Genomic DNA, 23,818 nt, shown 5'->3' with positions numbered 1-23,818 from the left:
GCTGCGCCGGGGCGGCGCGGGAAGAGGCGCGTGACGCGCTGGCCTCTGCGCGCGCGCCGCGCTAAACCCGCGCGCCATGAGCCAGCCGCCCTCTCCTTCGTCCGCTACCGCGCCGCGCCGCCTCTATGGCCGCGCCAAGGGACATCCCCTGTCCGCGCGTCAGCAGGCGCTGGTGGACGGGCTGGGCGAGACGCTGACCTGGCCAGATGAGGGCCGGCTTGATCCGGCGGCGCTGCTGCCGGGTTTTGACGCCCATGTGCTGGAGATCGGTTTTGGTGCCGCCGAGCATCTGATCGGCCAGGCGCAGCGCAATCCGGGGACCGGCTTTCTCGGAATCGAGCCCTTTCTCAATGGCGTGGCCAAGGCGCTGACCGGGATCGAGGATCACGCCCTGACCAATGTGCGCGTGAAACGCGCCGATGCCCGCACTGAGATCGAGCGCATGCCCGATGGCGCGTTCGACCGCATCTATCTCTTGTTTCCCGATCCCTGGCCCAAATCGCGCCACGCGCGCCGGCGCTTCGTCCAGCCTGATACCGCCGGCCAGCTCGCCCGCCTGCTCAAACCCGGCGGGATTTTGCGCGTGGCCACCGATGTGCGCGTTTATGCCGACCACGCGCTGCCCATCCTTCTGGACACGCCGGGTCTTGTCTGGCTCGGCGACGGCCCGGACAGCTGGCGCGATAACCCGGCAGATCACATCATCACCCGCTACCAGTCCAAGCACCTGGGCGATATCGACCCGGTGTTCATGGAGTTTGAGCGGGGTTAGTCGCCAGCCTCCGCATCGCACCCCCCATACGCCTGCGCATAGGGCTGCCCCCAGCAGGCGAGCAGACCGTCCACGACGTCGAGATTCATCGGTTGTGTGACGAAGCCCTCGCGAAACCGGATGCCCGGGTGCGCCGCCATGGCCCGGCGGCGGGCCTCCTGCTCTTCCTCACTGGGCACGAAGGTCGCGAGCTGCGCCCGGGCGGCTTCGGCAGCGTCGCGGTCGCCCTGCAGGAAGGCGATGGTGGCGTTCGCATAGGCATTCCACGGGCCGTCACCCGGCTTCTTGGCGGCGTGGAACCAGGCGATGGCGGTCTCTGCATCGCCGCCGGAGACATGCATCTGACCGGCATGCCAGCGCAGGATCGAGAAGGCATTCTCCTCCAGACGCGGTGCAAAATGCAGATAGGCCTCGATCAGGGCCGCTGCGGCGGGCTCGCAGCCCGGCTGGCGCGCCACCAACCGCCATCCGCCCTGCATGTCCTGGTCAAAGGCTTGCGGTGCCAGGCCGATCAGGCGGCTGAGTTCGTCCTCATCCACGCCGCAGCCGCGCACGGTTTCGGCCTTCGCGCTGCCCATGGCGGCGAACAGCGCCGCGCCCGGCGGCGCGCTGAGGGGTTCAGCTTCTGCGGCGCCGGGCTGCAGCGTCAGCAAGGCGGCGGTGATCAGGCGCAGCATGGCGTCCTCCTGTGGCGCTTCACGTGCATTAACTACACCTCAAACGCGCATTGCACGCAAGCACCTGGGCGATATCGACCCGGTGTTTATGGATTTCCTCAGAGCCTAACCGGCTCGGGCGGCGATGATCGAGGCTTCGCGGCGCCATTGCGCGCCGTCGCGCTGATAGACTGCAAACACCAGAGACGCGGATGGCGGGCGCGAGAGCGGGATCGGAGTAAAGGTGTAGGCCTCGGCCACCAGCACGCGCGCCCCGCCGTCGAAATCGACCGGGCGGGAGATCGCCAGCGTCGCCGCTCCGGGCGGCGCGCCGGGATCAGGGTTCGTCATCTGCTCCTCGGCCCAGCGCTGGAAGCTTCTGATATCGTCGTTGAACGGGTCCGCTTGCGTCTCAATGCCAGGGCATTGGATAGTTCCCTCGGTCGTCAGACTATCGTGAAACAGGTCGAGCTGGGCTTCCGTCAAGCCTGCGATCGCCCGCGCGAAATCTGGCGTATAGCCTATGGCGAAGGGGGCGTCAGACCCGCGCTCCCTGCCCTCTTGGGTCAGCGTTGCCGCTAGGGTCGCCCGGTCCATGGGCAGGCTGAGCCAAGATGCGCTGACTGCGGCGCGCGTGTCGTCTGCGCTCGTGTTGGCGACAAAGGCTTCGACCCTTGTGCGCGTAAACATGCAGGCGGCCTCTGCAAGCGGCGCTTGCGCCGTGGCGGGCTGGCTTGCGGTGAGGCTGGCCGTGGCGAGCAAGGCTGTGAGCATGGCGACCTCTGAATGTATTCACCATTATCGCCGGTTCGCGTGGACGCCGCAAGCGCCGCCCCGTTGCGCGCGCCGTCATGAACGCGTATAAGGCCCTTAACAAGTTCGATACGCCGGATGGCGTGTTCGGGCGGCTCGGGTAACCGGGCCGCCCTTTTCGTTAGCCCGACTGGCTTTGAGGAGCCGCGCTTGAAAACCCGCTCGCCCCAGGATGTGCGCATTCTAGAGCTTGCCGAGCCCGTCGCCGAGGCGCTGGGGCTGGAGATCGTGCGCGTGCGCGTGATGGGCGGCAAGAAGACGACCTGCCAGATCATGACCGAGCGCCATGATGGCGACGTGAATGTTGCCGATTGCGCGCGCCTGTCCCGGGCCCTGTCGGCGGTGTTCGAGGAGGTCGACCCGATCGCCGACGAGTATGATCTGGAAGTGTCCTCGCCCGGCATTGACCGGCCGCTGACGACGCTGGCGCATTTTGCGCGCTGGGAGGGCTTTGAAGCCAAGCTCGAGCTCGACCGTCTGGTCGAAGGCCGCAAGCGCTATCGCGGCCTGCTTGCCGGGATCGAGGACGAGGCCGTGCTGATCAATCTGGCCGGCGAAGAAGACACGGCCGTCATCCCGTTTGACTGGATCCAGGACGCCAAGCTGGTGCTCACTGACGCGCTGCTGGCTGAAAGCCTCAAAGGGCGCGCCACGGCACCCCTGGACGATACAGACGGCGAAGGCGCCGGCGACGACAATATGGGCGAGCAGGACGGTGCCCGGCCGGCCTCGGACGATTAACCGACAGAAGGAAGACACACATGGCCATCGGGGTCAGCGCCAACAAGCTGGAAATTCTGCAGATCGCCCGCGCGGTCGCTCAGGAAAAGATGATCGACGAGAAGATCGTCCTGGGTGCCATTGAAGAGGCGATCCAGAAGGCGGCGCGCTCGCGCTACGGTGCCGAGCTGGATATCCATTGCAAGATCAACTCCAAGACCGGCGAGATGCGGCTGACCAGCCGCACCACGGTCGTGGAGGAAGTCGAGAATGAATCCCACGAGATCACGCTGGACGCCGCCCGCAAGCGCGATCCCCAGGCCGAGATCGGCACGGTGTTCGAAGAGGAGCTGCCGCCGATCGAGTTCGGCCGCGTCGCCTCCCAGACCGCCAAGCAGGTGATCACCCAGAAGGTCCGCGAAGCCGAGCGCGAGCGCCAGTACGAAGAGTACAAGGACCGCGTTGGCGAAGTCATCAACGGCATCGTCAAGCGCGTCGAGTACGGTAATGTCATCGTCGATCTGGGCAAGGCCGAGGGCATTATCCGGCGCGCCGACGGCATTCCGCGCGAAGCGCTGCAGAATAATGACCGCGTGCGTGCCTATATCTATGACGTGCGCCCCGAAGTGCGCGGGCCCCAGATCTTCCTGTCGCGCGCCCATAATGATTTCATGGCTGCCCTGTTCGCCCAGGAAGTGCCGGAAGTCTATGAAGGCGTCATCGAGATCCCGCGGGTGGCGCGGGATCCGGGCAGCCGGGCCAAGATTGCCGTTATCTCCAATGACAGCTCCATCGATCCGGTGGGGGCCTGCGTCGGCATGCGCGGCAGCCGGGTTCAGGCAGTGGTCAACGAGCTGGCCGGCGAAAAGATCGACATCATCCCGTTCAACCCCGATCCGGCGACCTTCATTGTCAACGCGCTGCAGCCCGCCGAGGTCTCCAAGGTGGTGCTCGACGAGGAAAACCAGCGCATTGAAGTGGTGGTGCCCGACGACCAGCTGTCGCTGGCCATCGGCCGGCGCGGCCAGAACGTGCGTCTGGCCAGCCAGCTGACCGGCTGGTCCATCGACATCCTCACCGAGGTCGAGGAATCGGAACGCCGCCAGAAGGAGTTTGCCACCCGCACCGCCCTGTTCATCGAGGGGCTGGATGTGGACGAGGTGATCGCCCAGCTCTTGGCCACCGAAGGATTCGGCGACATGGAAGACATCGCCTACGTCGATCTCGACGAGATCGCTGTGATCGAGGGCTTCGACGACGCCACCGCGTCTGAAATTCAGACCCGCGCGCGCGAATGGCTCGACCGCCAGGCCGCCGAGCAGGACGCCCGCCGCACCGAGCTGGGTGTGGAAGACGAGCTGCTGGAGATCGAAGGCATCACCCTGCCGCTGGCGGTGCGCCTGGGCGAGAATGACGTGAAAAATGTCGAGGACCTGGCCGGTCTGACGCCGGACGATCTGCGCGGCTGGTATGAGACCCGCGATGGTGAGCGCGTGCGCGAGCCTGGCTTCCTGGATGGTATGGAGGTCGACGCCGCCGAGGCCGAGGCGCTGATCATGCGCGCCCGGGTCGCGGCGGGCTGGATCGAGGCCGAGGCGCTCGAGCCGGAAGCCGAAGAGGTTGAAGAGGGTGCCAGCGAGGATGCCGAGGTGTCCGATGCGGAGCTCGACGATCTGGATCTGTCCGATCTCGAAGCCGAGGCCGCGCGTCTGGGTGTCGATCTGAACGAACTGCTCGGTGATGACGCCGCCGCAGACGGCAGCAGTGAAGCCGACGGCGAGGAGGACGACGCCAGATCGTGAGCCGCGGAGCGCGCACAAGCCGGGTCAAGACGATGCGCGAGCGCCGCTGCGCCGTCACCGGCGAGGTGCTCGGCGAGGCCAGCCTCTTGCGCGTCGCCTTGTCCCCCGACGGGCAGGTCGTGCCGGATGTCTCCGCCCGCCTGCCCGGACGGGGTGCCTGGGTGAAGGCCGACCGCGCCACGCTGGAGCAGGCGGCCCGGCGCAAGGCCTTTCACCGCGCCTTTGGCGAGCCGGTGGACGTGCCAGCGGACCTGGCGGGCCAGTTCGAGGCGCAGCTCGAAGCGCGCGCCCTGTCAGCGCTCGGTCTCGCGCGGCGTGCGGGGCGGCTCGCAATGGGGTATGATGCGGTCCGTCTGGGCCTGCAGAAGGGCCCCGATCCGGCGCTGCGCATCGAGGCGAGCGACGGCGCGGCGGACGGGCGCGGCAAGCTGGATGCGCTGGCGCGCGCCGCGAGGCCGGACCTGGCTACGGTGTCGTGTTTCAGCGCGGATGCGCTGGGCGCGGCGCTGGGACGGTCCGGCGTGGTGCATCTGCTTCTGGCCCAGGGGCCCGAAGCGCAGAGTTTCAAGGGCCTGGTCAGCAAGCTGGCCGGCTTTCGCGACCTCGATCCGGCCGCGCGCGCCTAGAGGCGCACAGGACGGTTGATCCGCCGGGCGAGGCGGCTAGTTTAGCGGGCCTTCGGGCGGGGCGCAGGGCGCGCTCCTACGGGCGGCCCATTTTGCATATGACGGCGGACAGCACGCGGCGGCTGGCGCCGCCCCACACGGACTGCCGCGGCAAGGACGCTTATGAGCGACGCTGACGAACGCAACACCTCGGGCCGTAAACCCCTCTCCCTCGGTGGAGGCTCAACACCGTCAGGCACGGTGCGACAGAGCTTTCCGCGCGGGCGCCAGAAGGCCGTGGTGGTCGAGAAGAAGCGCAAGCGCACAGGCACGCCTGGCGCGCCCGGCGCGGCTGGCGCCAAGGATGCCCCGGCACCCGCGCCGGCGGGCGGCGGCAAGCCGGGCCTGTCCGACAAGGATCGCACACGCGCCCTGATCGCGGCCAAGGCCCGGCAGATGGGTCTGTCCGAAGAGGAATTGCTCAAGCGCCAGGCCGCCATCCAGCGCGCCCGGGCCGAGGCGGAACAGCGGGACGCCCAGAAGCGCACCGAGGAAGCCGAACGCACCCAGCGCCAGGACAACGAGATGCGCGCCCTGGAAGAGCAGCGCGAGCGTGAGGAAGCCGAGCGCGTGGCGCGTGAAGACGCGGCCAAGCGCCGCGACGCCGCGCCGGAAGACGCGCCTGCCGAAGACGTGTCCGGCGCAGCCGTCGATCCGGCGGACATGCCGGCCGAGCCCTCGGGCAAGCCGCAGCGCAAGGCCGACAAGACCGACAAGGCGCGTGAGCGCGCCGAGCCCGAAGACGACGGCGACATGCTGCGCAAGCTGGGTGGCCGGGTCAAAGAAAAGAAGGTCGAGCCCACCGACAAGACGGCGGGCGGGCGCGCCGGGCGCGACGCACGCCGCCATACCGGAAAGCTGACGATCCAGAACCTGGTCGAGGACGATGAGGGCCGCCAGCGCTCGCTCGCCTCCATGCGCCGGGCCCGCGAGCGCGAGAAGATGCGCCGGTCCCAGCTGGGCCAGGGCCGTGACAAGGTTGCACGCGAAGTGGTGGTGCCCGAGGCAATCACGATCCAGGACCTTGCCCAGCGCATGGCCGAGCGTGCCGCCGACGTGGTGAAGTATCTGATGACCCAGGGCCAGATGCTCCGGGCCAATGACGTGATCGATGCCGATACCGCCGAACTGATCGTCGAGGAGTTCGGCCACACGGTGAAGCGCGTGTCGGAATCCGATGTGGAAGTGGGCTTCATCTCCAAAGAGGACGATGACGGCGTGAAGAAGCCGCGCCCGCCCGTGGTCACGGTCATGGGCCATGTCGACCATGGCAAGACCTCGCTGCTGGACGCGCTGCGCCAGACCGATGTCGCGGCCGGAGAGGCCGGGGGCATCACCCAGCATATCGGGGCCTATCAGGTGCAGCTCAAAGGCGGCGAGCGCATCACCTTCCTGGATACGCCCGGTCATGCGGCATTCTCGTCGATGCGCGCGCGCGGTGCGCAGGCCACCGATATTGTCATCCTGGTGGTGGCTGCCGATGACGGCGTCATGCCCCAGACCATTGAGGCCATCAAACACGCCAAGGCCGCGGACGTGCCGATCATCGTGGCGGTCAACAAGATCGACAAGCCGGACGCCAGTGCGGACAAAGTCCTGCAGGAATTGCTGCAGCACGAAGTCTTCGTGGAATCCATGGGCGGCGACGTGCAGGCCGTGAGCGTTTCGGCGCTGAAGAAAATGGGCCTGGACGAGCTGACAGAGGCGATCAACCTGCAGGCCGAACTGCTCGAGCTGAAAGCCAATCCGGACCGCAAGGCCGAAGGCGTGGTGATCGAATCCCAGATCGACAAGGGCCGCGGCCCGGTCGCCACGGTGCTGGTCAAGCGCGGCACCCTCAAGCGCGGTGATATCGTCGTGGCCGGTGCCCAGTGGGGCAAGGTGCGCGCGCTGAACAATGAGCGCGGCCAGCAAATGGCTGAAGCCGGCCCGTCCCTGCCGGCCGAGATTCTCGGCCTCGATGGCGCGCCGGAACCGGGTGAAGTGTTCGCTGTGGTCGAAAACGAAGCGCGGGCGCGTGAACTGGTCGACTATCGCCAGCGCATGATGCGTGACCGCTCGGCGGCCTCGCGCACCAGCAAGGGTGCCTCGCTCGAGCAGATGATGGCGCGCCTCCAGCAGTCCGAAGTCGCCGAGCTGGCGCTTCTGGTTAAAGCCGATGTGCAAGGGTCAGCCGAAGCGGTCAGCGGTGCCATGGAGAAGCTGGGCAATGAGGAAGTGCGCGCACGCGTCATCCACTCTGCCCCCGGCGGGGTGTCGGAAAGCGATGTGCTGCTGGCCGCCGCCTCGAACGCGCCGATCCTGGCCTTCAATGTCCGCGCCAACAAGCAGGCGCGCGAACTGGCCGAACGTGAAGGGGTGGAGATCCGCTATTACTCGGTGATCTACAACCTGCTCGACGATGTGAAGGCGGCGCTCGAGGGCCTGCTGACACCCGGACAGCGCGAGACCTTCATCGGCTATGCCGAGATCAGGGAAGTCTTCTCGATCACCAAGGTCGGCAAGGTCGCCGGTTGCCGTGTCACCGAAGGCGTGGTCAAGCGCGGCTGCGGCGTGCGCCTGCTGCGCGACGACACCGTGCTCCACGAGGGCAAGCTGTCCACGCTCAAGCGCTTCAAGGATGAAGTGCCTGAAGTGCGCGCCGGTGTGGAATGCGGCATGGCGTTCGAGAAATACGAGGACATCCAGGTGGGCGACCTCATCGAATGCTTCCAGGTCGAGGAGTTCAAGCGTTCGCTCTAGGGCGCAGGCTGTCTCCCGCGTGAGGAGGCCGTGATGACCGCGCCGGTTCTGGTCATCGATACGGCAGGCCCGTGGTGCGCCTGCGCGCTGGCGTCCGGCGGGGCCGTGCAGCTGCGTTCGCAGGCCATTGGCCGCGGCCATGCCGAGGTGTTGGCCCCCTGGGTCTCGGCCCTGCTGGAGGAGGCGGGCTGCACCCCGCGTGATCTGCAACGCATCGGCGTCAATGTGGGACCGGGCGGTTTTGCCGGCGTGCGTGTGGGCGTGGCGTTCGCGCGCGGTCTCTCGCTGGCCTGCGGGGCACAGGCTGTCGGTATCGGCGCGCTGGACGCCTGGGCTTTGCATGCCGATCCGGAGCGCGCAGGCGACGTGTTCAGCGTCCATGACGCGCGGCGCGGCGAGTTGATCTGGCGGCTGTTCCGCAAAGGCAGACCCTCCGGCGATGTCGAGCGCGGTGATCTGGACGCTGCACGGGCCGCGCTGGAGGCGGTGCCCGGCGGTCGCCTTGCCGGTTCCGGCGCAGCGCTCCTGGGCGGGCCCGCGTTCGACCCGGAGCCCCCTATCGCTGCCCTCCTCCAACTCACCCGCGCCGCGCCGGATGACGCCCCCGCGCCCGCGCCGGTCTATGCCCGCGCGCCGGACGCCAAGCTCGCCGGCGGCATTGACCTGGCATGAGCGTGCAGATCAGCACCTGCGGACCCGGCGCCGAGGCCTTGCTGGCTGCCTTGCACGCACGCTGCTTTGACGACTGCTGGAACGAGGCGGAGATGACCGGCCTCCTGGCCAGTCCCGGCGTCAGTGCCCTGGTGCTTGAACAGGATGGCGAACCGGCGGGCCTCGCCCTCATCCGGGTAGTGCTGGACGAGGCGGAATTGCTGACCCTGGGCGTGCTGCCCGACCGGCGCGCGCGGGGCCATGGACTGACGCTGCTCGGCGCTGCCGAAGCCGCGGCCCGCCAGGGCGGCGCTGCGCGCCTGTTTCTGGAAGTGTCCCATGTGAACGCGCCCGCCGCCGGGCTGTATGCGCGCGCCGGGTACCGCCAGGTGGGCCAGCGTACGCGCTATTACCGGGACGGCAGCGATGCGCGCGTGCTGGCGCGGGAGTTGTAATAACCCCAGTCCCTTTGCGTATGGACAGCCCGCAAGGGCGAAGCGTATCAAGGGTTACGCCCGGCGCCCCCGCGCGCCACGCCGCAACGAGGATGGCCATGACTGACCGGATCGAACAGCTCTGCGTGGACAAGGGCCTGCGCATGACTGAGCAGCGCCGCATCATTGCGCGCGTTCTGTCGCGCGCCGACGATCACCCCGATGCCGAGGAACTGCACCGGCGCGCCAACGAGGTGGATCGCGGCATCTCGCTGGCCACGGTCTACCGCACCGTGCGCCTGTTCGAGGACGCCGGCATTATCGAGCGCCATGATTTCCGCGATGGCCGCTCGCGCTATGAGGAATCGCCTGAAGATCACCACGACCATCTCATCGACATGAATTCCGGCGAGGTGGTGGAGTTCTATGACGAGGAGATCGAAAAGCTCCAGGAGGCCATTGCCCGCAGGCTCGGCTACAAGCTGGTCGATCACCGCCTGGAACTGTACGGGGTGAAGCTGAAGGATGGTGGGTAGGGGCTGCGCCCCTTCGCGCACTTGCATCGCGCGCTCACAATGCCCATAACCCAAAGCTGGCGCAGGGCTGATGGCCCGGAGCGCGCGAGGGTATAGGTGACATGTCACGCCGGCGAGGAGGCCGGCCGCGCCCATGACCGAGACTGCGAACGCCGCCGGTGAAAAGCCGCGCAAACGCCTGTTCATCAAGACCTATGGCTGTCAGATGAACGTGTACGACTCCGAGCGTATGCGTGATCTCCTGACGCCGCTGGGCTATGAGCCGGCAGAGGTGCCCGAAGGTGCCGACCTGGTCATTCTCAATACCTGCCATATCCGCGAGAAAGCGGCAGAAAAAGTGTATTCCGAGCTTGGCCGGCTGAAGAGTCTCAAAGACGAGAAAACCGCATCCGGCGGTGCCATGACCATCGCCGTAGCCGGCTGCGTGGCCCAGGCCGAAGGCGCGGAAATCCGCCGCCGCGCGCCCATGGTCGATCTGGTGGTCGGCCCGCAGGCCTATCACAAACTGCCCGAGTTCATCGCGCAGGTGCATCGCGGGCGCGGCGACGCCCTGGAAACCGAGTTCGAGGTCGAGGACAAGTTCGACGCGCTGGCCGGCCCGGCCCGCCAGGTGGATGGCTACACGGCCTTCGTCACCGTGCAGGAGGGCTGCGACAAGTTCTGCACCTTCTGTGTGGTGCCCTATACGCGCGGTGCCGAATGGTCCCGCCCGGTCGATCAGGTGACGGCCGAAGTGCGCGCCCTGGTCGCTCAGGGCGTGCGCGAGGTGACGCTGCTGGGTCAGAACGTCAACGCCTATCACGGCGCGCCGCCCGCGGGCCGCGAGGCGGACGGGGTGTGGGGGCTGGGCGCGCTGGTGCGCCATCTGGCGCGCATTGACGGGCTGGCGCGCATCCGCTTCACCACCTCCCATCCGCGCGACATGGATGAGGACCTGATTGCCGCGTTCGCCGATACGCCTGCAGTGATGCCCTATTTCCATCTGCCGGTGCAGTCGGGCTCAGACCGGATCCTCAAGGCCATGAACCGCAAGCACACGGCGGCGGAATATCTCGACATCATCGCCCGCCTGCGCGCGGCCCGGCCGGACATCGCCATCTCCGGCGACATGATCGTGGGTTTCCCCGGTGAGACCGAGGCCGATTTCGAGGCGACGATGGAGCTGGCGCGCGCGGTGGAGTACGCCGCCTGCTACTCCTTCAAGTATTCGCGCCGTCCCGGCACGCCGGGCGCGGCCATGGCCGGACAGGTGGATGAGGCCGTGAAATCGGAGCGGCTGTCGCGGCTGCAGGCCTTGCTCAGCGAGCAGCAGACCGCGTTCAATCTGTCCATGACCGGCCGGCGCCTGCCCGTTCTGTTCGACCGCGCGGGCCGAAATCACGGCCAGATTGGCGGGCGCAGCCCGTACTTGCAGGCTGTGCATTGCGACGGTCCGGTCAGCCTGATCGGACACATCGCCGAGGTGGAGATCACGGGTGCCAGCCAGAACGCCCTGTCCGCCCGACTGGTCCCGGGGGAGACGCGCGCCGCGTGAGCCGAAGTCCCAGATCACGCCCGCCGGCCAGCCGCCCGCCCGTGAGGGAGGGCCGCCGGCTGCCTGCAGAAACCGTGCATTTCGATGACGCCGCCCTGGTGCGCGCTCTGGCCGGGCCGGGCCATGAGAATTTTGCGGTGCTGGAAGCCGAGCTTGGTGTGCGGGTCGAGGCGCCCGGTGGCGGCCAGATCCAGATCATGGGCGAGGAAGCCCGCGCCCGCGTCGATGCATCGCGTGTGCTGCATGCCCTCTATGGCCGCCTCAGCGAAGGTCTGGCAATCGATCCGGCGGCCGTGCGCGCCGCCTGCCGCATGGCGGACGACCCCGCGGCGGAAGCCATCGACGCCATCATCCGTGTGCCGCGCGGGGCCAGCTTTGCCGCCCGCACCGACGGTCAGGCCGGCTATGTGCGCGCGCTGAAGAATGCGCTTGGCTATGACATGGTGTTCGGTGTCGGCCCGGCGGGCACCGGCAAGACCCTGCTGGCAGTGGCCTATGGTGCCGGTCAGCTGGCGGAGGGGACGGTCGAGCGTCTGGTCATCACCCGCCCTGCGGTGGAGGCGGGCGAACGGCTGGGCTTCCTGCCCGGTGATCTGACCGAAAAGATCGACCCCTACCTGCTGCCGATCTGGGACGCGCTGCGCGATGCGCTGGGCCAGCGCCTGTCAGACAAGTACCGCGAAGAGGGCCGTGTCGAAGTCGCGCCGCTGGCCTTTATGCGCGGGCGCACGCTGAACAGGGCCTTTGTCATTGTGGACGAGGCGCAGAACGCGACCGTGCCCCAGATGCGCATGGTGCTGACGCGGCTGGGTGAAGGCTCGCGCATGGCGGTCACGGGCGATCCCACCCAGACCGATCTCAGACGCGGCGAGCCGTCCGGCCTGTCCCATGCGCTGGGCATTCTCACCGAAGAACCGCGCATCGCAATCCACCGCTTCACCCGGTCTGACGTCGTGCGCCACGGCCTAGTTGCCCGCATTGTCGACGCCTATGAGCGCGATGACGCGCGCCGGGAGACGGACCGCACGTCATGAGCCTGGAGATCGTCATCGAGGATTCCGCCTGGGAGGCGGCAGCCGGGCTTGAGGCCTTGATCACGGACGTGGTCGGTGCCGGCCTGTCGCGATTGGCCGCGCCCCGCCCGGGCGATGCGGTAATCCTGCTCACCGGCGACGAGAGCGTTCAGGCGCTCAATGCCCGCTTCCGCGGCAAGGACAGCCCGACCAATGTGCTGTCCTTTCCCGCGCCCGAACGCGAAGGCTATCCCGGCGATGTGGCGCTGGCCTTCGGCGTCTGCGCGCGCGAGGCGCAGGCGGCAGGCAAGCCGCTCATTCATCACGCCGCGCATCTGGCCCTGCACGGCGTTCTGCATCTCAACGGGCTGGATCATGAAGAGGAGATAGCGGCGCGCGAGATGGAGCGGCTGGAGACAGCCGTGCTCGCCGGGTTCGGCATTGCCGATCCCTACGCCGCGGTGGAAGGACCATGACGGACACTGATACAGGCCATGGCCTGATTTCGCGCTTCACCGCTGTTTTCCGGCGCGCGCCTCACAGCAACGGGGACTATGGAGCGGTGATGACCGAGACCATATCCGGCCCGGCCGAAACGCCACTGGCGGGCGGCGACCTGTTCCTCAATCTGCGCGAGTTCCATTCCAAGCGCGTCGAGGACGTAATGGTGCCGCGCGCGGACATTATCGCGGTGGAGATCGACACGCCCCTCAAGGAACTGGCCCGCCTGGTCACCGATGCGGGTCATTCGCGCTTCCCGGTCTATCGCGAGACCCTGGATGATCCGATCGGCGTGGTGCATATCCGCGATATTATCGGCTATCTGGTGCGCTATGCCGACGCCGCCGAAGGCGACTGGGCCAATGCGCGCATCCTTCCTGCCGTGCGCCGCCCGCTATTGTATGTGCCCGCCTCGATGCGCGCGCTGGACCTGCTTTTGCGCATGCAGTCGCGGCGCATGCACATGGCGCTGGTGGTCGACGAGTTCGGCGGCACGGACGGTCTGGTGACGCTGGAGGACCTCATCGAGCCTATCGTGGGCGATATCGAGGACGAGCACGACGAGACCGATGCGCCCTCCATCCGCGCCAAAGGTGCCGATGTGTGGGAGGCCGATGCCCGCGCAACCATTGAAGAGCTGGAGCAGGAGCTGGGCCGGGAGATCGCCACCGAAGCCGAAGAGGCGGATGTGGATACGCTGGGCGGGTTGATTTTCCGCCTGGCGGGGCGTGTGCCCGAGCGCGGCGAGGTGTTGTCGCACCCGTCAGGGCTTGAGTTCGAGATTCTCGATTCCGATCCCAGGCGCATCAAGCGCATGCGCATCCGGCCCGCCGCGCCGGCCGCGGCCCCGCCATCGGCGGCTGACGGCGCCGAGGACGGCAACCGGCGCTCCGGCTCGTGACAGCCCCGGGTGCGCTGCCGCGCGCGCCCCTGAGGCGGTTGCGCGCGCGCTTGCGCGCCCTGCGCGGACTTCAGCTTTACGCCGCACTGTTCATTGCGGGCGCTTTTGGCGTGCTGGCCCATGCGCCCTTCCATATCCAGCCCGCTTTGATCGCGGCCTATTGCGCTCTGGTCTGGGCGCTGGACGGGGCGCGGCGCACGCGTACGCCGGTCAAGGCCGGCTTTGCGCGCGCCTGGTCATTTGGTGCAGGCCAGTTTCTGGCCGGCACCTGGTGGGTGGCCAATGCCTTTCTGGTACAGGCGGAAGACTATCTCTGGCTGATCTGGGCACCGCTGATCCTGTTGCCCGCCGGCCTGGCCCTGTTCTGGGGCGCAGCCGGCGCAGTCTATGCCCGTATCGCGCCGCGCGGTGCACACCGCATCACCGTGTTTGCCGGTGCTTTCATGGTCGTGGAACTGGCACGTTCGACGGTGCTCACCGGCTTTCCGTGGAATCTGCCCGGCCATGTGTTCGCCGCCGGCGGGGCGGTCAGCCAGATCGCCAGCGTGATCGGCGCGGCGGGCCTGTCGGCGCTGGTCTTGTTCGCGTTTGCCGCGCCCGCAGCCCTCGCCGGGCGCGGACCGGTTCTGGCGCGCGCCCTGCCGCTGACGCTGGGCTTCGCCCTGCTGGCGGGTGCCTGGGGATGGGGTGCGATGCGCCTGTCTGACGCGCACATGCTCGCGACCGGACAGACGGTGCGGGTGGTGCAGATCGATCTCGACCAGCGCGACAAGACCCATGCCGTTCGCCGGGAGATATTGCAGCGCTATCTGGTCCTGTCGGCAGCCCCGGGTTTGGAGGATGTGTCGGCCATCGTCTGGCCTGAAGGCGCGGTCCCGGCCTTCCTGCTCAATGAACCCGATCTGATGGGCGATATACGCCGGGCCCTGCCCGACGGCGCGCTGCTTATGGCGGGCACGGCACGCGCCCGGCGCGGCGAGGATGGTGCCCCGGACCGGTACTACAACGCCCTGGCCGCCCTGCGCATGGAGTCCGGCTGGATGCGGGTCGAGGCGACCTATGACAAGGTGCGCCTGGTGCCATTCGGCGAAGGTAATCCGCTGGCATCGCTGACCCGGCTTGTCGGCTTCGAAACCCTGTCCACCATGGCCCCCTTCTATTCGCCCGGCGAGGCGGCCCGCACCTTGCAGCTGGCCGGGCTGGGCCCTGTCGCGCCGCTGATCTGTTATGAGGTGATCTTCCCGCGCTTCGCACCGCGCGGGGATGACCGGCCCCATTGGCTGGTGAATATCTCCAATGATTCGTGGTATGGTTCGTCCGCCGGGCCGCGCCAGCATCTCAACCAGGCGCAGTACCGGGCATTGGAAGAAGGCTTGCCGCTCGTGCGGGCGGCTTCAAACGGCGTGTCGGGACAGATTGACCCCTATGGTCGTATCGAGCACGCTCTGGCAGTTGATGCGGAAGCTTTTATTGACGTAGTGTTGCTTGAGAGACTGGACGAGACCCCTTACGCCCTCTACGGAGGGGGCCTGTGGGGCGTCGCCTTTTTGATTCTCCTTGTGCTGAATAGCGGCGTTGCTTGGTTAATGTTTCGCCGAAGGTTCGACACACGAAAGTCGCATTGCAGCGTATGATTGAGGGCCGCTGGATCACACGGTCCGCCGCCGAAGACAGGAAAAGCCCACCATGAGCGTCAATCCCCGTGGCCCGAATTCCGTTGACCGTCACGTTGGCTCGCGCGTGCGCCTGCGCCGCCAGCTTCTGAACATGAGCCAGGAAAAACTGGGCGATGAGCTGGGCGTGACTTTCCAGCAGATCCAGAAGTATGAGCGCGGGACCAACCGCGTCGGTGCCGGGCGCCTCTGGCTGATGGCGCGGGTGCTCGATGTGCCGGTGTCCTTTTTCTATGACGGTGTGTCCGAAGCGGCTGCCCAGCCGGGCTTCTCGGAAGGTGACCAGACCCCGATCGTGGATGATTTCATCCAGTCGGCCGATGGTGTGGCCCTGGCCCAGGCGTTTGCGCGCATCAAGGACGGCAAGGTGCGCCGCCGGATTCTGGAACTGGTGCGCACGCTGGCCGCCGAAGAAGCCGAAGCCGCCGCTGCCCAGGCCGACGAGGCGTGAGCCCCGGCCGCGCCGGTGACGGCCTGGCGCTTCTGACCGGCTTGCAATTGCGTCAGGGATAGGCTTTAAGCGCTCCATATAAAGCGATCTTTATATGGAGCATCCTGCGTGGCCCGAACTTCCTATCTCTTCACCAGCGAAAGCGTTTCCGAAGGTCACCCGGACAAGGTGTGCGACCGTATCTCCGATACGGTCGTCGACCTGTTCCTGTCGCGTGACCCTGTTGCGCGGGTGGCATGTGAAACGCTGACCACCACCAACCGCATCGTGCTGGCCGGCGAAACCCGCTGCGCGTCGGATATCTCCAGCGAGGAGATTGAGGCCGCCGTGCGGGCTGCTGTGCGCGACATCGGCTATGAGCAGGATGGCTTCCACTGGGAGACCGCCCAGTTCGCCAATTATCTGCACGAACAGTCTGCCGACATCGCCCAGGGCGTTGACGAGGGCGCGGGCGCCTACAAGGAAGAAGGTGCCGGCGACCAGGGAATCATGTTCGGCTTTGCCTGCGACGAGACCCCGGAGCTGATGCCGGCCCCGATCAGCTATTCACACAAAATCCTGAAAGAGATGGCGCGGCTGCGCAAGTCGGGCGAGCGCCCGGAGTTCGAGCCCGACGCCAAGTCCCAGGTCACGCTGCGCTATGAGAACGGCCGCCCGGTGGCGGTGACCAGCGTGGTGGTGTCCACCCAGCACAAAGAGGGCGTGTCGCTCGATACCGTGCGCGCGCTGGTGCGCCCGATCGTCCAGCAGGTACTTCCCGAGGGCTGGTTCCCCGAAGAGGACGAGTTCTACGTCAATCCGACCGGGAAGTTTGTCATTGGCGGACCCGATGGTGATGCCGGCCTGACCGGCCGCAAGATCATCGTGGACACCTATGGCGGCGCGGCCCCCCATGGCGGCGGCGCATTTTCGGGTAAAGACCCCACGAAGGTGGACCGCTCGGCGGCCTATGTCTCGCGCTATCTGGCCAAGAATGTCGTGGCCTCGGGCCTGGCCAGGAAATGCACCATCCAGCTCTCCTACGCCATCGGCGTGGCCAAGCCGCTCTCGGTCTATGTCGACCTGCACGGCACGGGCGAGATCGATGAAGCGGTGCTGGAAAAGCGCCTGCCGGAGATGGTCAATCTGTCGCCGCGCGGCATCCGCACCCATCTGGGCCTGAACCGGGCGATCTATGCCCGCACGTCCGCTTATGGCCATTTCGGCCGCACGCCGGACGCTGATGGCGGCTTCTCCTGGGAGAGAACCGACCTGGCCGAACAGCTTAAATCCCTGGCCTGATGATCTGACTAGCGCGCCCTGTCCGGCGCGTCCGTTTCAAGCGTCCAGCGCCGCCCGGCATGGCCGGGCGGCGCTGTCATGTTCAGCCCGCCGGATAATAGGTCGGCGCGCCCGGCCCCACGGGCAGGCCCAGAGCGAAGGTCCACAAGAAGAACAGCGCCGTCCAGGTGACCAGGAAGATCATCGAGTAGGGCAGCATCATCGCGATCACGGTGCCGATGCCGAGTTTTTTGTCATAGCGCGTCATCCACGCCAGGATCAGCCCGAAATAGCTCATCATCGGCGTGATGATATTGGTCGATGAATCCCCGATCCGGTAGGCGGCCTGGATCACTTCGGGCGAATAGCCCACCAGCATCAGCATGGGCACGAAAATCGGCGCGGTCACCGCCCATTGCGCGCTGGCAGAGCCCAGCATCAGGTTCACAAACCCGCACAATATGATGAAGCCGACGAAGATGGCCGGTCCTGTCAGGCCGGTATCGATGAGGAACTGTGCCCCGGTGACTGCGGTGATGGCGCCCAAATTGGACCAGTTGAAGAACGCTACGAACTGCGCCGCGAAGAAGACCAGCACGATATAGAGGCCGAGCGTGGAGATGGCCGAGGCCATGCCGTCAATCACATCGCGGTCGTTCTTCATCGTCCCGGCGGCGCGTCCATAGGTGAAGCCGACGATGAGGAAGAACAGGAAAATCCAGGTCACGAACCCGGTAAAGAACGGCGCCTGCTCGAAGATGGAGCCCGTTTCGGGATTGCGCAAGCTGCCCCAGCCCGGCAGCCAGTCGGGAACGGTCACCGAGAACAGCGTGCCGATAAACGGCAAGGTCAGCGCCAGCTCATCTCCCATCAGCGTCCAGGCCATGGCCGCAAACACGCCCAGCGACGCCAGACCTGCCCACATGAGGCCCTTCGTCTCCTGGCCGGAGACAGGTTGCATCATCTTGCCGTCGAGCACGGCCGGGTCGGCGTGGCTGGTATCATAGGGGCCCAGCTTGGGCTCGACGATGAAGATGGTGACCAGCGAGCCGATGATCGTGATCAGGAAGGTGGAGACCACCATGAAATACCAGTTGGCCGGCGCCGACACGACATAGTCCGGGTCGATCAGCTGGGCGGCTTCGGTGGTGATCCCCGCCAGCAGCGGGTCGATGGTGCCGATCAGGAGGTTCGCGCTATAGCCGCCTGAGACGCCTGCGAACGCCGCCGCCATGCCCGCCAGCGGGTGGCGGCCCAGCGCGTAAAACACCGCGCCCGCCAGCGGCACCAGCACCACATAGCCCATCTCCGACGCCGTGTTGGAGAGGACGCCGGCGAACACCACGGCCACTGTGACGGTATGCTTGTTGGCACCCAGTACGATGGAGCGCACGGCGGCCGACAACAGGCCCGATTTCTCCGCTACGCCCACGCCCAGCATCGCCACCAGCACGACGCCCAGCGGCGCAAAGCTGGTGAAATTGGTGGTCAGGCTCGTAAAGATGCGCCGGAACCCGTCCTCATTCATCAGGCTGACCGCGCGGATCATGCCGTCATCGGCCCGGCCGCGCGCGCCCTCGGGGCGCGGATCCTCCACCGCCACCTCCAGCAGGCCGCCGAACAGGCCCGAGGCCAGGATCATCAAACCGGCGAGAATCGCAAACAGCGTCACCGGATGGGGCAGGAGATTGCCCAGCCACTCCACCGAATCGAGGAAGCGGGTGAAGAGGCCGCGCTTGCGGTCAGGTTCGCTCTGGGGATTGGGCTGATCTGTCAATTCGGCCGCTCGTCCTGCTGTGGCTGGGATAAAGGGGAGGCACCCAACCTTGCACGGGGCGCGCAGGGGGTCCAGCCCGGCAAGACCGCTTGCGGGCGAGCTGTCAGAACCGGCGCGTGAGCCAGTCCAGCATCAGCGCGTTGAGGGCGTCCGGCGCCTCGGCCATGGTCCAGTGGCCGATATCCTCGATGACATGGCGTTCGAGATCACGGCACAGCGCCGGCATCCAGGCGGTGAGCCTGGGCGGCAGCATGAAGTCGCACTCGGCCGAGATCATCAGGCAGGGCATGGACAGGCGGTGATCCACCCCGCCCATGCGTTCCCAGTTGGCGTTGAAATTACGGTAGAGATTGAGCCCGCCGCGAAACCCCGACCGGCGATAGGCCTCCGCGTACTGCGCGCGCATCTCTGGGCCCACCACGCAATCATCTTCCGATTTCAGCCCGCCGCGCGCCACGAAGGCGTCAAAGCGCCGGGGCAGATGGGTGATGGAGGCGGGTAGCCTGGTGAGATCGCCACTGGGCGGCGGCGCGCCAAAGCTGAAAGCAAAGAAATCCTCCTCGCGGCCCGTGAACAGCGTATCCGCCGCCTCGTCCTGGAAGCGCACGATATAGTGCTCCTCACCCCCCTGCTCGCGGAACACGTCCAGCGGCGGGGTGGAGCTGCGCGGCAGATGGGGCGTGTTGACGCCAATGGCGCCGAGAAACCGGTGCGGGATGAGGCAGGCGGCCTGCCACAGGATGATCCCGCCCCAGTCATGCCCGGCGATCACAGCCCGCTCGATCCCCAGGGCATCGAGCAGATTCTCGATATCGGCGCACATGACGTCGATGCCGTAGGCTTCAATCTCGTGCGGTGCGTCGGATGCGCCAAATCCTCGTAAATCCGGCGCGATCACCCGGTAACCTGCCCCGCTCAGGGCTGCGATCTGGGGCGCCCAGCCCAGGGCCAGATCCGGCCAGCCATGCAGCAGGAGCACTGGCAGTCCATCCTGCGGCCCTGCCTCATGGACGCTGAGGGTGATATCGCCCGCGCGCACGCGGCGGGCGGGGGGCATGGCAGGAAGGGCGGTGGTCATGGCGTTCCGTTCGCGGCTTTGCGGTGGGAGTGTAGGAGATCGATGGCAAATACGGCCAGCCCCGACCAGATCAGCACGAAGGTGATGAGATGGCCCATGGTGAAAACCTCGCCATAGGCCAGGCCGACAATGAATTGCAGCGTCGGCGCCAGAAACTGGAGAAGCCCCAGCGTGGCGAAGCTCACCCCGCGCGCGCCCAGCACGAACAGCAGGAGCGGCGCCACGGTCATGGGTCCGGTGAGGATCAGCAGGAGCGCCGCCTGCGGTCCGGTGAAGAAACTCCCGCCCGAGCCGATCTCCACGAAGATCAGCGCCACAAAGGACGGCACGGCCAGGATCGCGGTCTCCCAGAACAGGCCGATACGCCCGTCTATGGCGATGGTCTTGCGCACATAGCCATAGACGGTGAACGTCCCGGCCAGCGCCAGCCCGATGAGGGGCAGCTCGCCCACGGTGATGATCTGGTTGGCGACGCCCAGCGCGGCCAGCCCCACCGCCACCGCCCGCCACCGCCCGAAGCGCTCATGGGCGATGAACACGCCCACGGCCACATTCATCAAAGGATTGATGAAATAGCCCAGCGAGACTTCCAGCACGCGCCCGGAATTGACGGCGAAAATGAACAGCCACCAGTTGGACCCGATGACCAGGGCGGTGAAGGTCAGGAGGAGAAGCGCGCGCCGGTCCTTGAGCACCGCCAGCGCCGGACCCATGCGGCGTGCCATCCATAACAGGGCCAGCAAGGCCGGGACGGACCATATCGCGCGGTGCAGCACGATCTCGGCCGCGCTGGCGAAGGCCAGCATCTTGTAGAAAATCGGCGACAGGCCCCAGACCGCATAGCTGGCCAGGGCCGCCATACCCGCCCGCGCCGGGTCCAGCCGACCGGACGGGTCAGGCGCTGCAGGCTGCTGCGAAGGAGGGCGGGGCGTGCGCATGGCGCCCGGTTAAACCTGTGCGCCCGCCCTGTCATTCCGGAATGTGCGCCGGGGCTGTGCGGATGGCCGCCACGCGCAGCGTTATTGCGCGGGCTGCGTTCCCCGCGCGCGGATCACATGGGCGAGACGCCAGGCCATCCACACCGCCGCCCACACATTGCCCAGAAACGGCAGGGGCAGGATGAACAGGAGCGCGATCTTTTTGCTGGGCTCCAGAAGCCAGATCAGCACGCCGATGAAGAAAAAGCCCAGATAGAGATCAATGAGGCTCACTACGCCCCACGGCCCGGAAATCAGCCATGCGATCGCCTCGGTGAGCGACTGTCCGGCGGTCATCACCGCCCAGACAATGGCACCCAGCAGGATCAGCCCGCCAAGAAGGCTCAGGATACGCACCAGGGTCATGGGGAAAGCTCCACTCTTGTCTGCCTGGCAAGTATACGCGCGGGAGACCCCGGCGGTTCAGCCGCCTCACACGCCTTCGCGTTCGGGCAGGAAGATCTCGCGCTTGCCGGCATGGTCGGCCGGACCGATCATGCCCTCGTCCTCCATGCGCTCCACCAGAGACGCGGCCCGGTTATAGCCGATCTGCAGGCGGCGCTGGATATAGCTGGTCGAGGCCTTGCGGTCGCGCGCCACCACGGCCACGGCCTGATCGAACAGATCATCGCCGGAGCCTTCGCCGCCGCCGAACAGATCGCCCGCGCCGCCCTCCTCGTCGATCTCTTCGGTGACCGCATCAAGATAGTCCGGCGCGCCCTGGGCCTTGAGCCAGGCCGCCACCTGCTCGACTTCCTGATCGGACACGAACGGCCCGTGCAGGCGGCGGATGCGGCCGCCGCCGGCCATGAACAGAAGATCGCCCTGGCCCAGCAGCTGCTCGGCGCCCTGTTCATTGAGGATAGTGCGCGAATCGATGCGCGAGGTGACCTGATAGGAAATGCGGGTCGGGAAGTTGGCCTTGATCGTGCCGGTGATCACATCCACCGACGGGCGCTGGGTCGCCATGATCAGGTGGATGCCCGCCGCGCGCGCCATCTGGGCCAGGCGCTGCACCGCGCCCTCGATCTCCTTGCCCGCCACCATCATCAGATCGGCCATCTCGTCGATGACCACCACGATATAGGGCATGGCATCGGCCGGGATGGTCTCGGTCTCGTAGACCGGCTCGCCGGTCTCCCGGTCAAATCCGGTCTGCACGGTGCGCGACAGCATCTCTCCGGCGGCGCGCGCCTCGGCGGCGCGGTCGTTGAAGCCCTTCATATTGCGCACGCCGACCTTGGACATTTTCAGATAGCGCGACTCCATTTCGCGCACGGTCCATTTCAGCGCGGCCAGCGCCTTCTTGGGGTCGGTGACCACGGGGCTGAGCAGGTGGGGAATGCCGTCATAGACGGACAGTTCCAGCATTTTGGGATCAATCATGATCATCCGGCACTGGTCCGGCGTCAGCCGGTAGAGCAGCGACAGGATCATGGCGTTGATGCCCACCGATTTGCCAGAACCGGTGGTGCCCGCGATCAAGAGATGCGGCATGCGCGCCAGATCAGCCGTATAGGGCTCCCCGCCAATGGTTTCGCCCAGCGCCAGCGGCAGCTCGGCCTTGGCATCTTCAAAGCCTTTGGAGGCCAGAAGCGCGCGCAGATACACTGTCTCGCGGTGCTGATTGGGCAGTTCGATGCCGATGGCGTTGCGCCCCGGCACCACGGCGATGCGGCAGGCCTGGGCCGCCATGGACCGCGCGATATCGTCGGCCACATTGATCACCCGGCTGGTCTTCACACCGGGCGCAGGCTCCAGCTCGTACAGCGTCACCACCGGGCCAGGGCGCACGGCGGTGATCTCGCCCTTCACGGAGAAATCGGTCAGCACGCCCGACAGCAATTCAGCGTTCTGTGCCAGCGCTGCCGGATCGGCGATATTGGCTCGCGCCTGGGACGGCGACAGAAGATCGAGGCGCGGCAGGTCAAACCCGCCGGTCTCGGCAAACGCCAGCGCGCCCTGGGCTTCGCGCACCTCCCGGTCGGACGCCTTGGTGCGCCGCCGGGGCGCGATCTTCACGATGGGCCCGGTATCGGCCTGCGGCTCGGCTTTGGGATTGGCGCGCAGGCCCGCAGGGGCCGTGCGGCCCGGCTGCAGGAAGCCGGGCGCGGTCTCGGCCCGGCCATCGGGCGCGGGGTGGCTGCCCGCATCGCGGTCCCGCCGCCAGGGACGCGGTGCCGCCCCGATCAGCTGGTCGGCCCAGACCCGCACCGTCGCCCACGCCAGGACCGCCCGGTCGCTCGCCGCTGCGATGTCGCGCATGGTCAGCCCGAAACAGAAAAACAGACCCGCCACGGCCAGTGCCAGGCCCAGGCCCGCTGCGCCGAACGCTGCGCCCGGCACGCCGGTCAGAGCGATCAACCCGGCCAGTCCTGACAGGGCATGGTCGCCCAGGAGGCCGCCCAGACCGGCCGCAAACGGCCAGTTGGCCGGCATGGGCAAAGCCGCCGCCGCCAGCGCAAATCCCGTGACGCCGGCAAGCCCGGCCATCAGGCGCAGCCAGCCCAGCATGGCCGGGCGTCCGCGCGCGCCGCGCACTATCAGGATCAGGCCCCAGGCCAGCAGTCCCAGTGCCGCTGCCGCGCCCGCCCACCCCAATGCCTGCAATAACAGGTCCGCCGCCGACGCCCCCGGCGTGCCCAGCCAATTGGCCACGGCCCGCCCGGTCGCGGCATTGACGCTGGGATCCAGCGGATCATGGCTCAGTACTGCCATCAGCGCGCCCGCGCCCAGCACGGTCAGCGCGCCGCCCAGCACCCGCGCACGCGCCTGCGCCCACCAGCCCGGAGGGGGCGTGGCGGGCGTGGTTTCAGGCGATGGAAAGCGGCCCGGTGCGGTCATCGCTGCATGATCGCAGGG

At 67.1% G+C, this 23,818-nt stretch carries 22 protein-coding genes; 15 read left to right on the top strand and 7 right to left on the bottom strand.

Annotated elements, in window-relative coordinates; translation table 11 throughout:
* Nucleotides 1-76 precede the first annotated feature (76 nt).
* Complete coding sequence (trmB, locus tag L2D00_10460) at nt 77-772, top strand: tRNA (guanosine(46)-N7)-methyltransferase TrmB (protein ID WBQ12265.1); 696 nt, start codon at nt 77-79, stop codon at nt 770-772.
* Here the strand turns inward: trmB and L2D00_10455 are convergent.
* Nucleotides 769-1,449 (bottom strand): hypothetical protein, encoded by a 681-nt coding sequence (locus L2D00_10455; GenBank protein ID WBQ12264.1) that lies wholly within the window; start codon nt 1,447-1,449, stop codon nt 769-771. The genes trmB and L2D00_10455 overlap by 4 nt on opposite strands.
* A gap of 105 nt (nt 1,450-1,554) precedes the next feature.
* On the bottom strand, nt 1,555-2,202 hold the full coding sequence (locus tag L2D00_10450; protein ID WBQ12263.1) for a hypothetical protein: 648 nt from the start codon (nt 2,200-2,202) through the stop codon (nt 1,555-1,557).
* 189 nt (nt 2,203-2,391) lie between these two features.
* Here L2D00_10450 and rimP point away from each other — a divergent pair, with 189 nt between their 5' ends.
* The 14 genes from rimP to metK all read left to right on the top strand — a co-directional run bounded on the left by rimP (nt 2,392) and on the right by metK (nt 17,145).
* Nucleotides 2,392-2,982: a ribosome maturation factor RimP gene (rimP, locus tag L2D00_10445; GenBank protein WBQ12262.1), complete on the top strand. Its 591-nt coding sequence runs from the start codon at nt 2,392-2,394 to the stop codon at nt 2,980-2,982.
* A 20-nt stretch (nt 2,983-3,002) separates the two neighbouring features.
* Complete coding sequence (gene nusA / locus L2D00_10440; GenBank protein ID WBQ12261.1) at nt 3,003-4,763, top strand: transcription termination factor NusA; 1,761 nt, start codon at nt 3,003-3,005, stop codon at nt 4,761-4,763.
* Entirely contained in the window at nt 4,760-5,389 is a 630-nt protein-coding gene (locus L2D00_10435; protein ID WBQ12260.1) for an RNA-binding protein, read from the top strand. The genes nusA and L2D00_10435 overlap by 4 nt, the downstream gene beginning before the upstream one ends.
* 162 nt (nt 5,390-5,551) lie before the next feature.
* Nucleotides 5,552-8,170: a translation initiation factor IF-2 gene (infB, locus tag L2D00_10430; GenBank protein WBQ12259.1), complete on the top strand. Its 2,619-nt coding sequence runs from the start codon at nt 5,552-5,554 to the stop codon at nt 8,168-8,170.
* A gap of 33 nt (nt 8,171-8,203) precedes the next feature.
* Entirely contained in the window at nt 8,204-8,842 is a 639-nt protein-coding gene (tsaB, locus tag L2D00_10425) for a tRNA (adenosine(37)-N6)-threonylcarbamoyltransferase complex dimerization subunit type 1 TsaB (GenBank protein ID WBQ12258.1), read from the top strand.
* Nucleotides 8,839-9,276 (top strand): GNAT family N-acetyltransferase, encoded by a 438-nt coding sequence (locus L2D00_10420; GenBank protein ID WBQ12257.1) that lies wholly within the window; start codon nt 8,839-8,841, stop codon nt 9,274-9,276. The genes tsaB and L2D00_10420 overlap by 4 nt, the downstream gene beginning before the upstream one ends.
* 98 nt (nt 9,277-9,374) lie before the next feature.
* Entirely contained in the window at nt 9,375-9,791 is a 417-nt protein-coding gene (locus L2D00_10415) for a transcriptional repressor (protein WBQ12256.1), read from the top strand.
* A gap of 133 nt (nt 9,792-9,924) precedes the next feature.
* Nucleotides 9,925-11,325 (top strand): tRNA (N6-isopentenyl adenosine(37)-C2)-methylthiotransferase MiaB, encoded by a 1,401-nt coding sequence (gene miaB / locus L2D00_10410; protein WBQ12255.1) that lies wholly within the window; start codon nt 9,925-9,927, stop codon nt 11,323-11,325.
* 74 nt (nt 11,326-11,399) lie between these two features.
* Nucleotides 11,400-12,359, top strand: coding sequence for a PhoH family protein (locus L2D00_10405; protein ID WBQ12254.1), 960 nt, complete (start codon nt 11,400-11,402; stop codon nt 12,357-12,359).
* The gene (gene ybeY, locus L2D00_10400; GenBank protein WBQ12253.1) at nt 12,356-12,814 is read left to right on the top strand and encodes an rRNA maturation RNase YbeY; all 459 of its coding nucleotides are present in this window, start codon (nt 12,356-12,358) and stop codon (nt 12,812-12,814) included. Before L2D00_10405 ends, ybeY begins: the two co-directional genes overlap by 4 nt.
* Complete coding sequence (locus L2D00_10395) at nt 12,811-13,740, top strand: hemolysin family protein (protein WBQ12252.1); 930 nt, start codon at nt 12,811-12,813, stop codon at nt 13,738-13,740. Before ybeY ends, L2D00_10395 begins: the two co-directional genes overlap by 4 nt.
* 50 nt (nt 13,741-13,790) lie before the next feature.
* The gene (gene lnt / locus L2D00_10390) at nt 13,791-15,374 is read left to right on the top strand and encodes an apolipoprotein N-acyltransferase (protein ID WBQ12251.1); all 1,584 of its coding nucleotides are present in this window, start codon (nt 13,791-13,793) and stop codon (nt 15,372-15,374) included.
* Nucleotides 15,375-15,426: 52 nt separating this feature from the next.
* The gene (locus L2D00_10385; protein WBQ12250.1) at nt 15,427-15,864 is read left to right on the top strand and encodes a helix-turn-helix domain-containing protein; all 438 of its coding nucleotides are present in this window, start codon (nt 15,427-15,429) and stop codon (nt 15,862-15,864) included.
* A gap of 108 nt (nt 15,865-15,972) precedes the next feature.
* Nucleotides 15,973-17,145, top strand: coding sequence for a methionine adenosyltransferase (gene metK / locus L2D00_10380; GenBank protein ID WBQ12249.1), 1,173 nt, complete (start codon nt 15,973-15,975; stop codon nt 17,143-17,145).
* Between the two features lie 82 nt (nt 17,146-17,227).
* On the opposite strand, the gene L2D00_10375 is transcribed toward metK, so the two are convergent.
* From L2D00_10375 to L2D00_10355, 5 genes are all read right to left on the bottom strand, one after another.
* Nucleotides 17,228-18,901 (bottom strand): AbgT family transporter, encoded by a 1,674-nt coding sequence (locus tag L2D00_10375; GenBank protein WBQ12248.1) that lies wholly within the window; start codon nt 18,899-18,901, stop codon nt 17,228-17,230.
* A gap of 103 nt (nt 18,902-19,004) precedes the next feature.
* Nucleotides 19,005-19,979, bottom strand: a complete 975-nt coding sequence (locus tag L2D00_10370) for an alpha/beta hydrolase (GenBank protein ID WBQ12247.1) — start codon at nt 19,977-19,979, stop codon at nt 19,005-19,007.
* Complete coding sequence (gene rarD, locus L2D00_10365) at nt 19,976-20,917, bottom strand: EamA family transporter RarD (protein ID WBQ12246.1); 942 nt, start codon at nt 20,915-20,917, stop codon at nt 19,976-19,978. The genes L2D00_10370 and rarD overlap by 4 nt, the downstream gene beginning before the upstream one ends.
* A gap of 81 nt (nt 20,918-20,998) precedes the next feature.
* On the bottom strand, nt 20,999-21,322 hold the full coding sequence (locus L2D00_10360) for a hypothetical protein (protein ID WBQ12245.1): 324 nt from the start codon (nt 21,320-21,322) through the stop codon (nt 20,999-21,001).
* Between the two features lie 66 nt (nt 21,323-21,388).
* Nucleotides 21,389-23,800 (bottom strand): DNA translocase FtsK, encoded by a 2,412-nt coding sequence (locus L2D00_10355; protein ID WBQ12244.1) that lies wholly within the window; start codon nt 23,798-23,800, stop codon nt 21,389-21,391.
* Between the last annotated feature and the right edge of the window lie 18 nt (nt 23,801-23,818).

Source organism: Hyphomonadaceae bacterium BL14, from assembly GCA_027627705.1.
Taxonomy (GTDB): Bacteria; Pseudomonadota; Alphaproteobacteria; order Caulobacterales; family Maricaulaceae; genus Oceanicaulis.
Note: the sequence above shows the minus strand (reverse complement) of the source record. Positions and strands in the feature narration are given on the sequence as shown.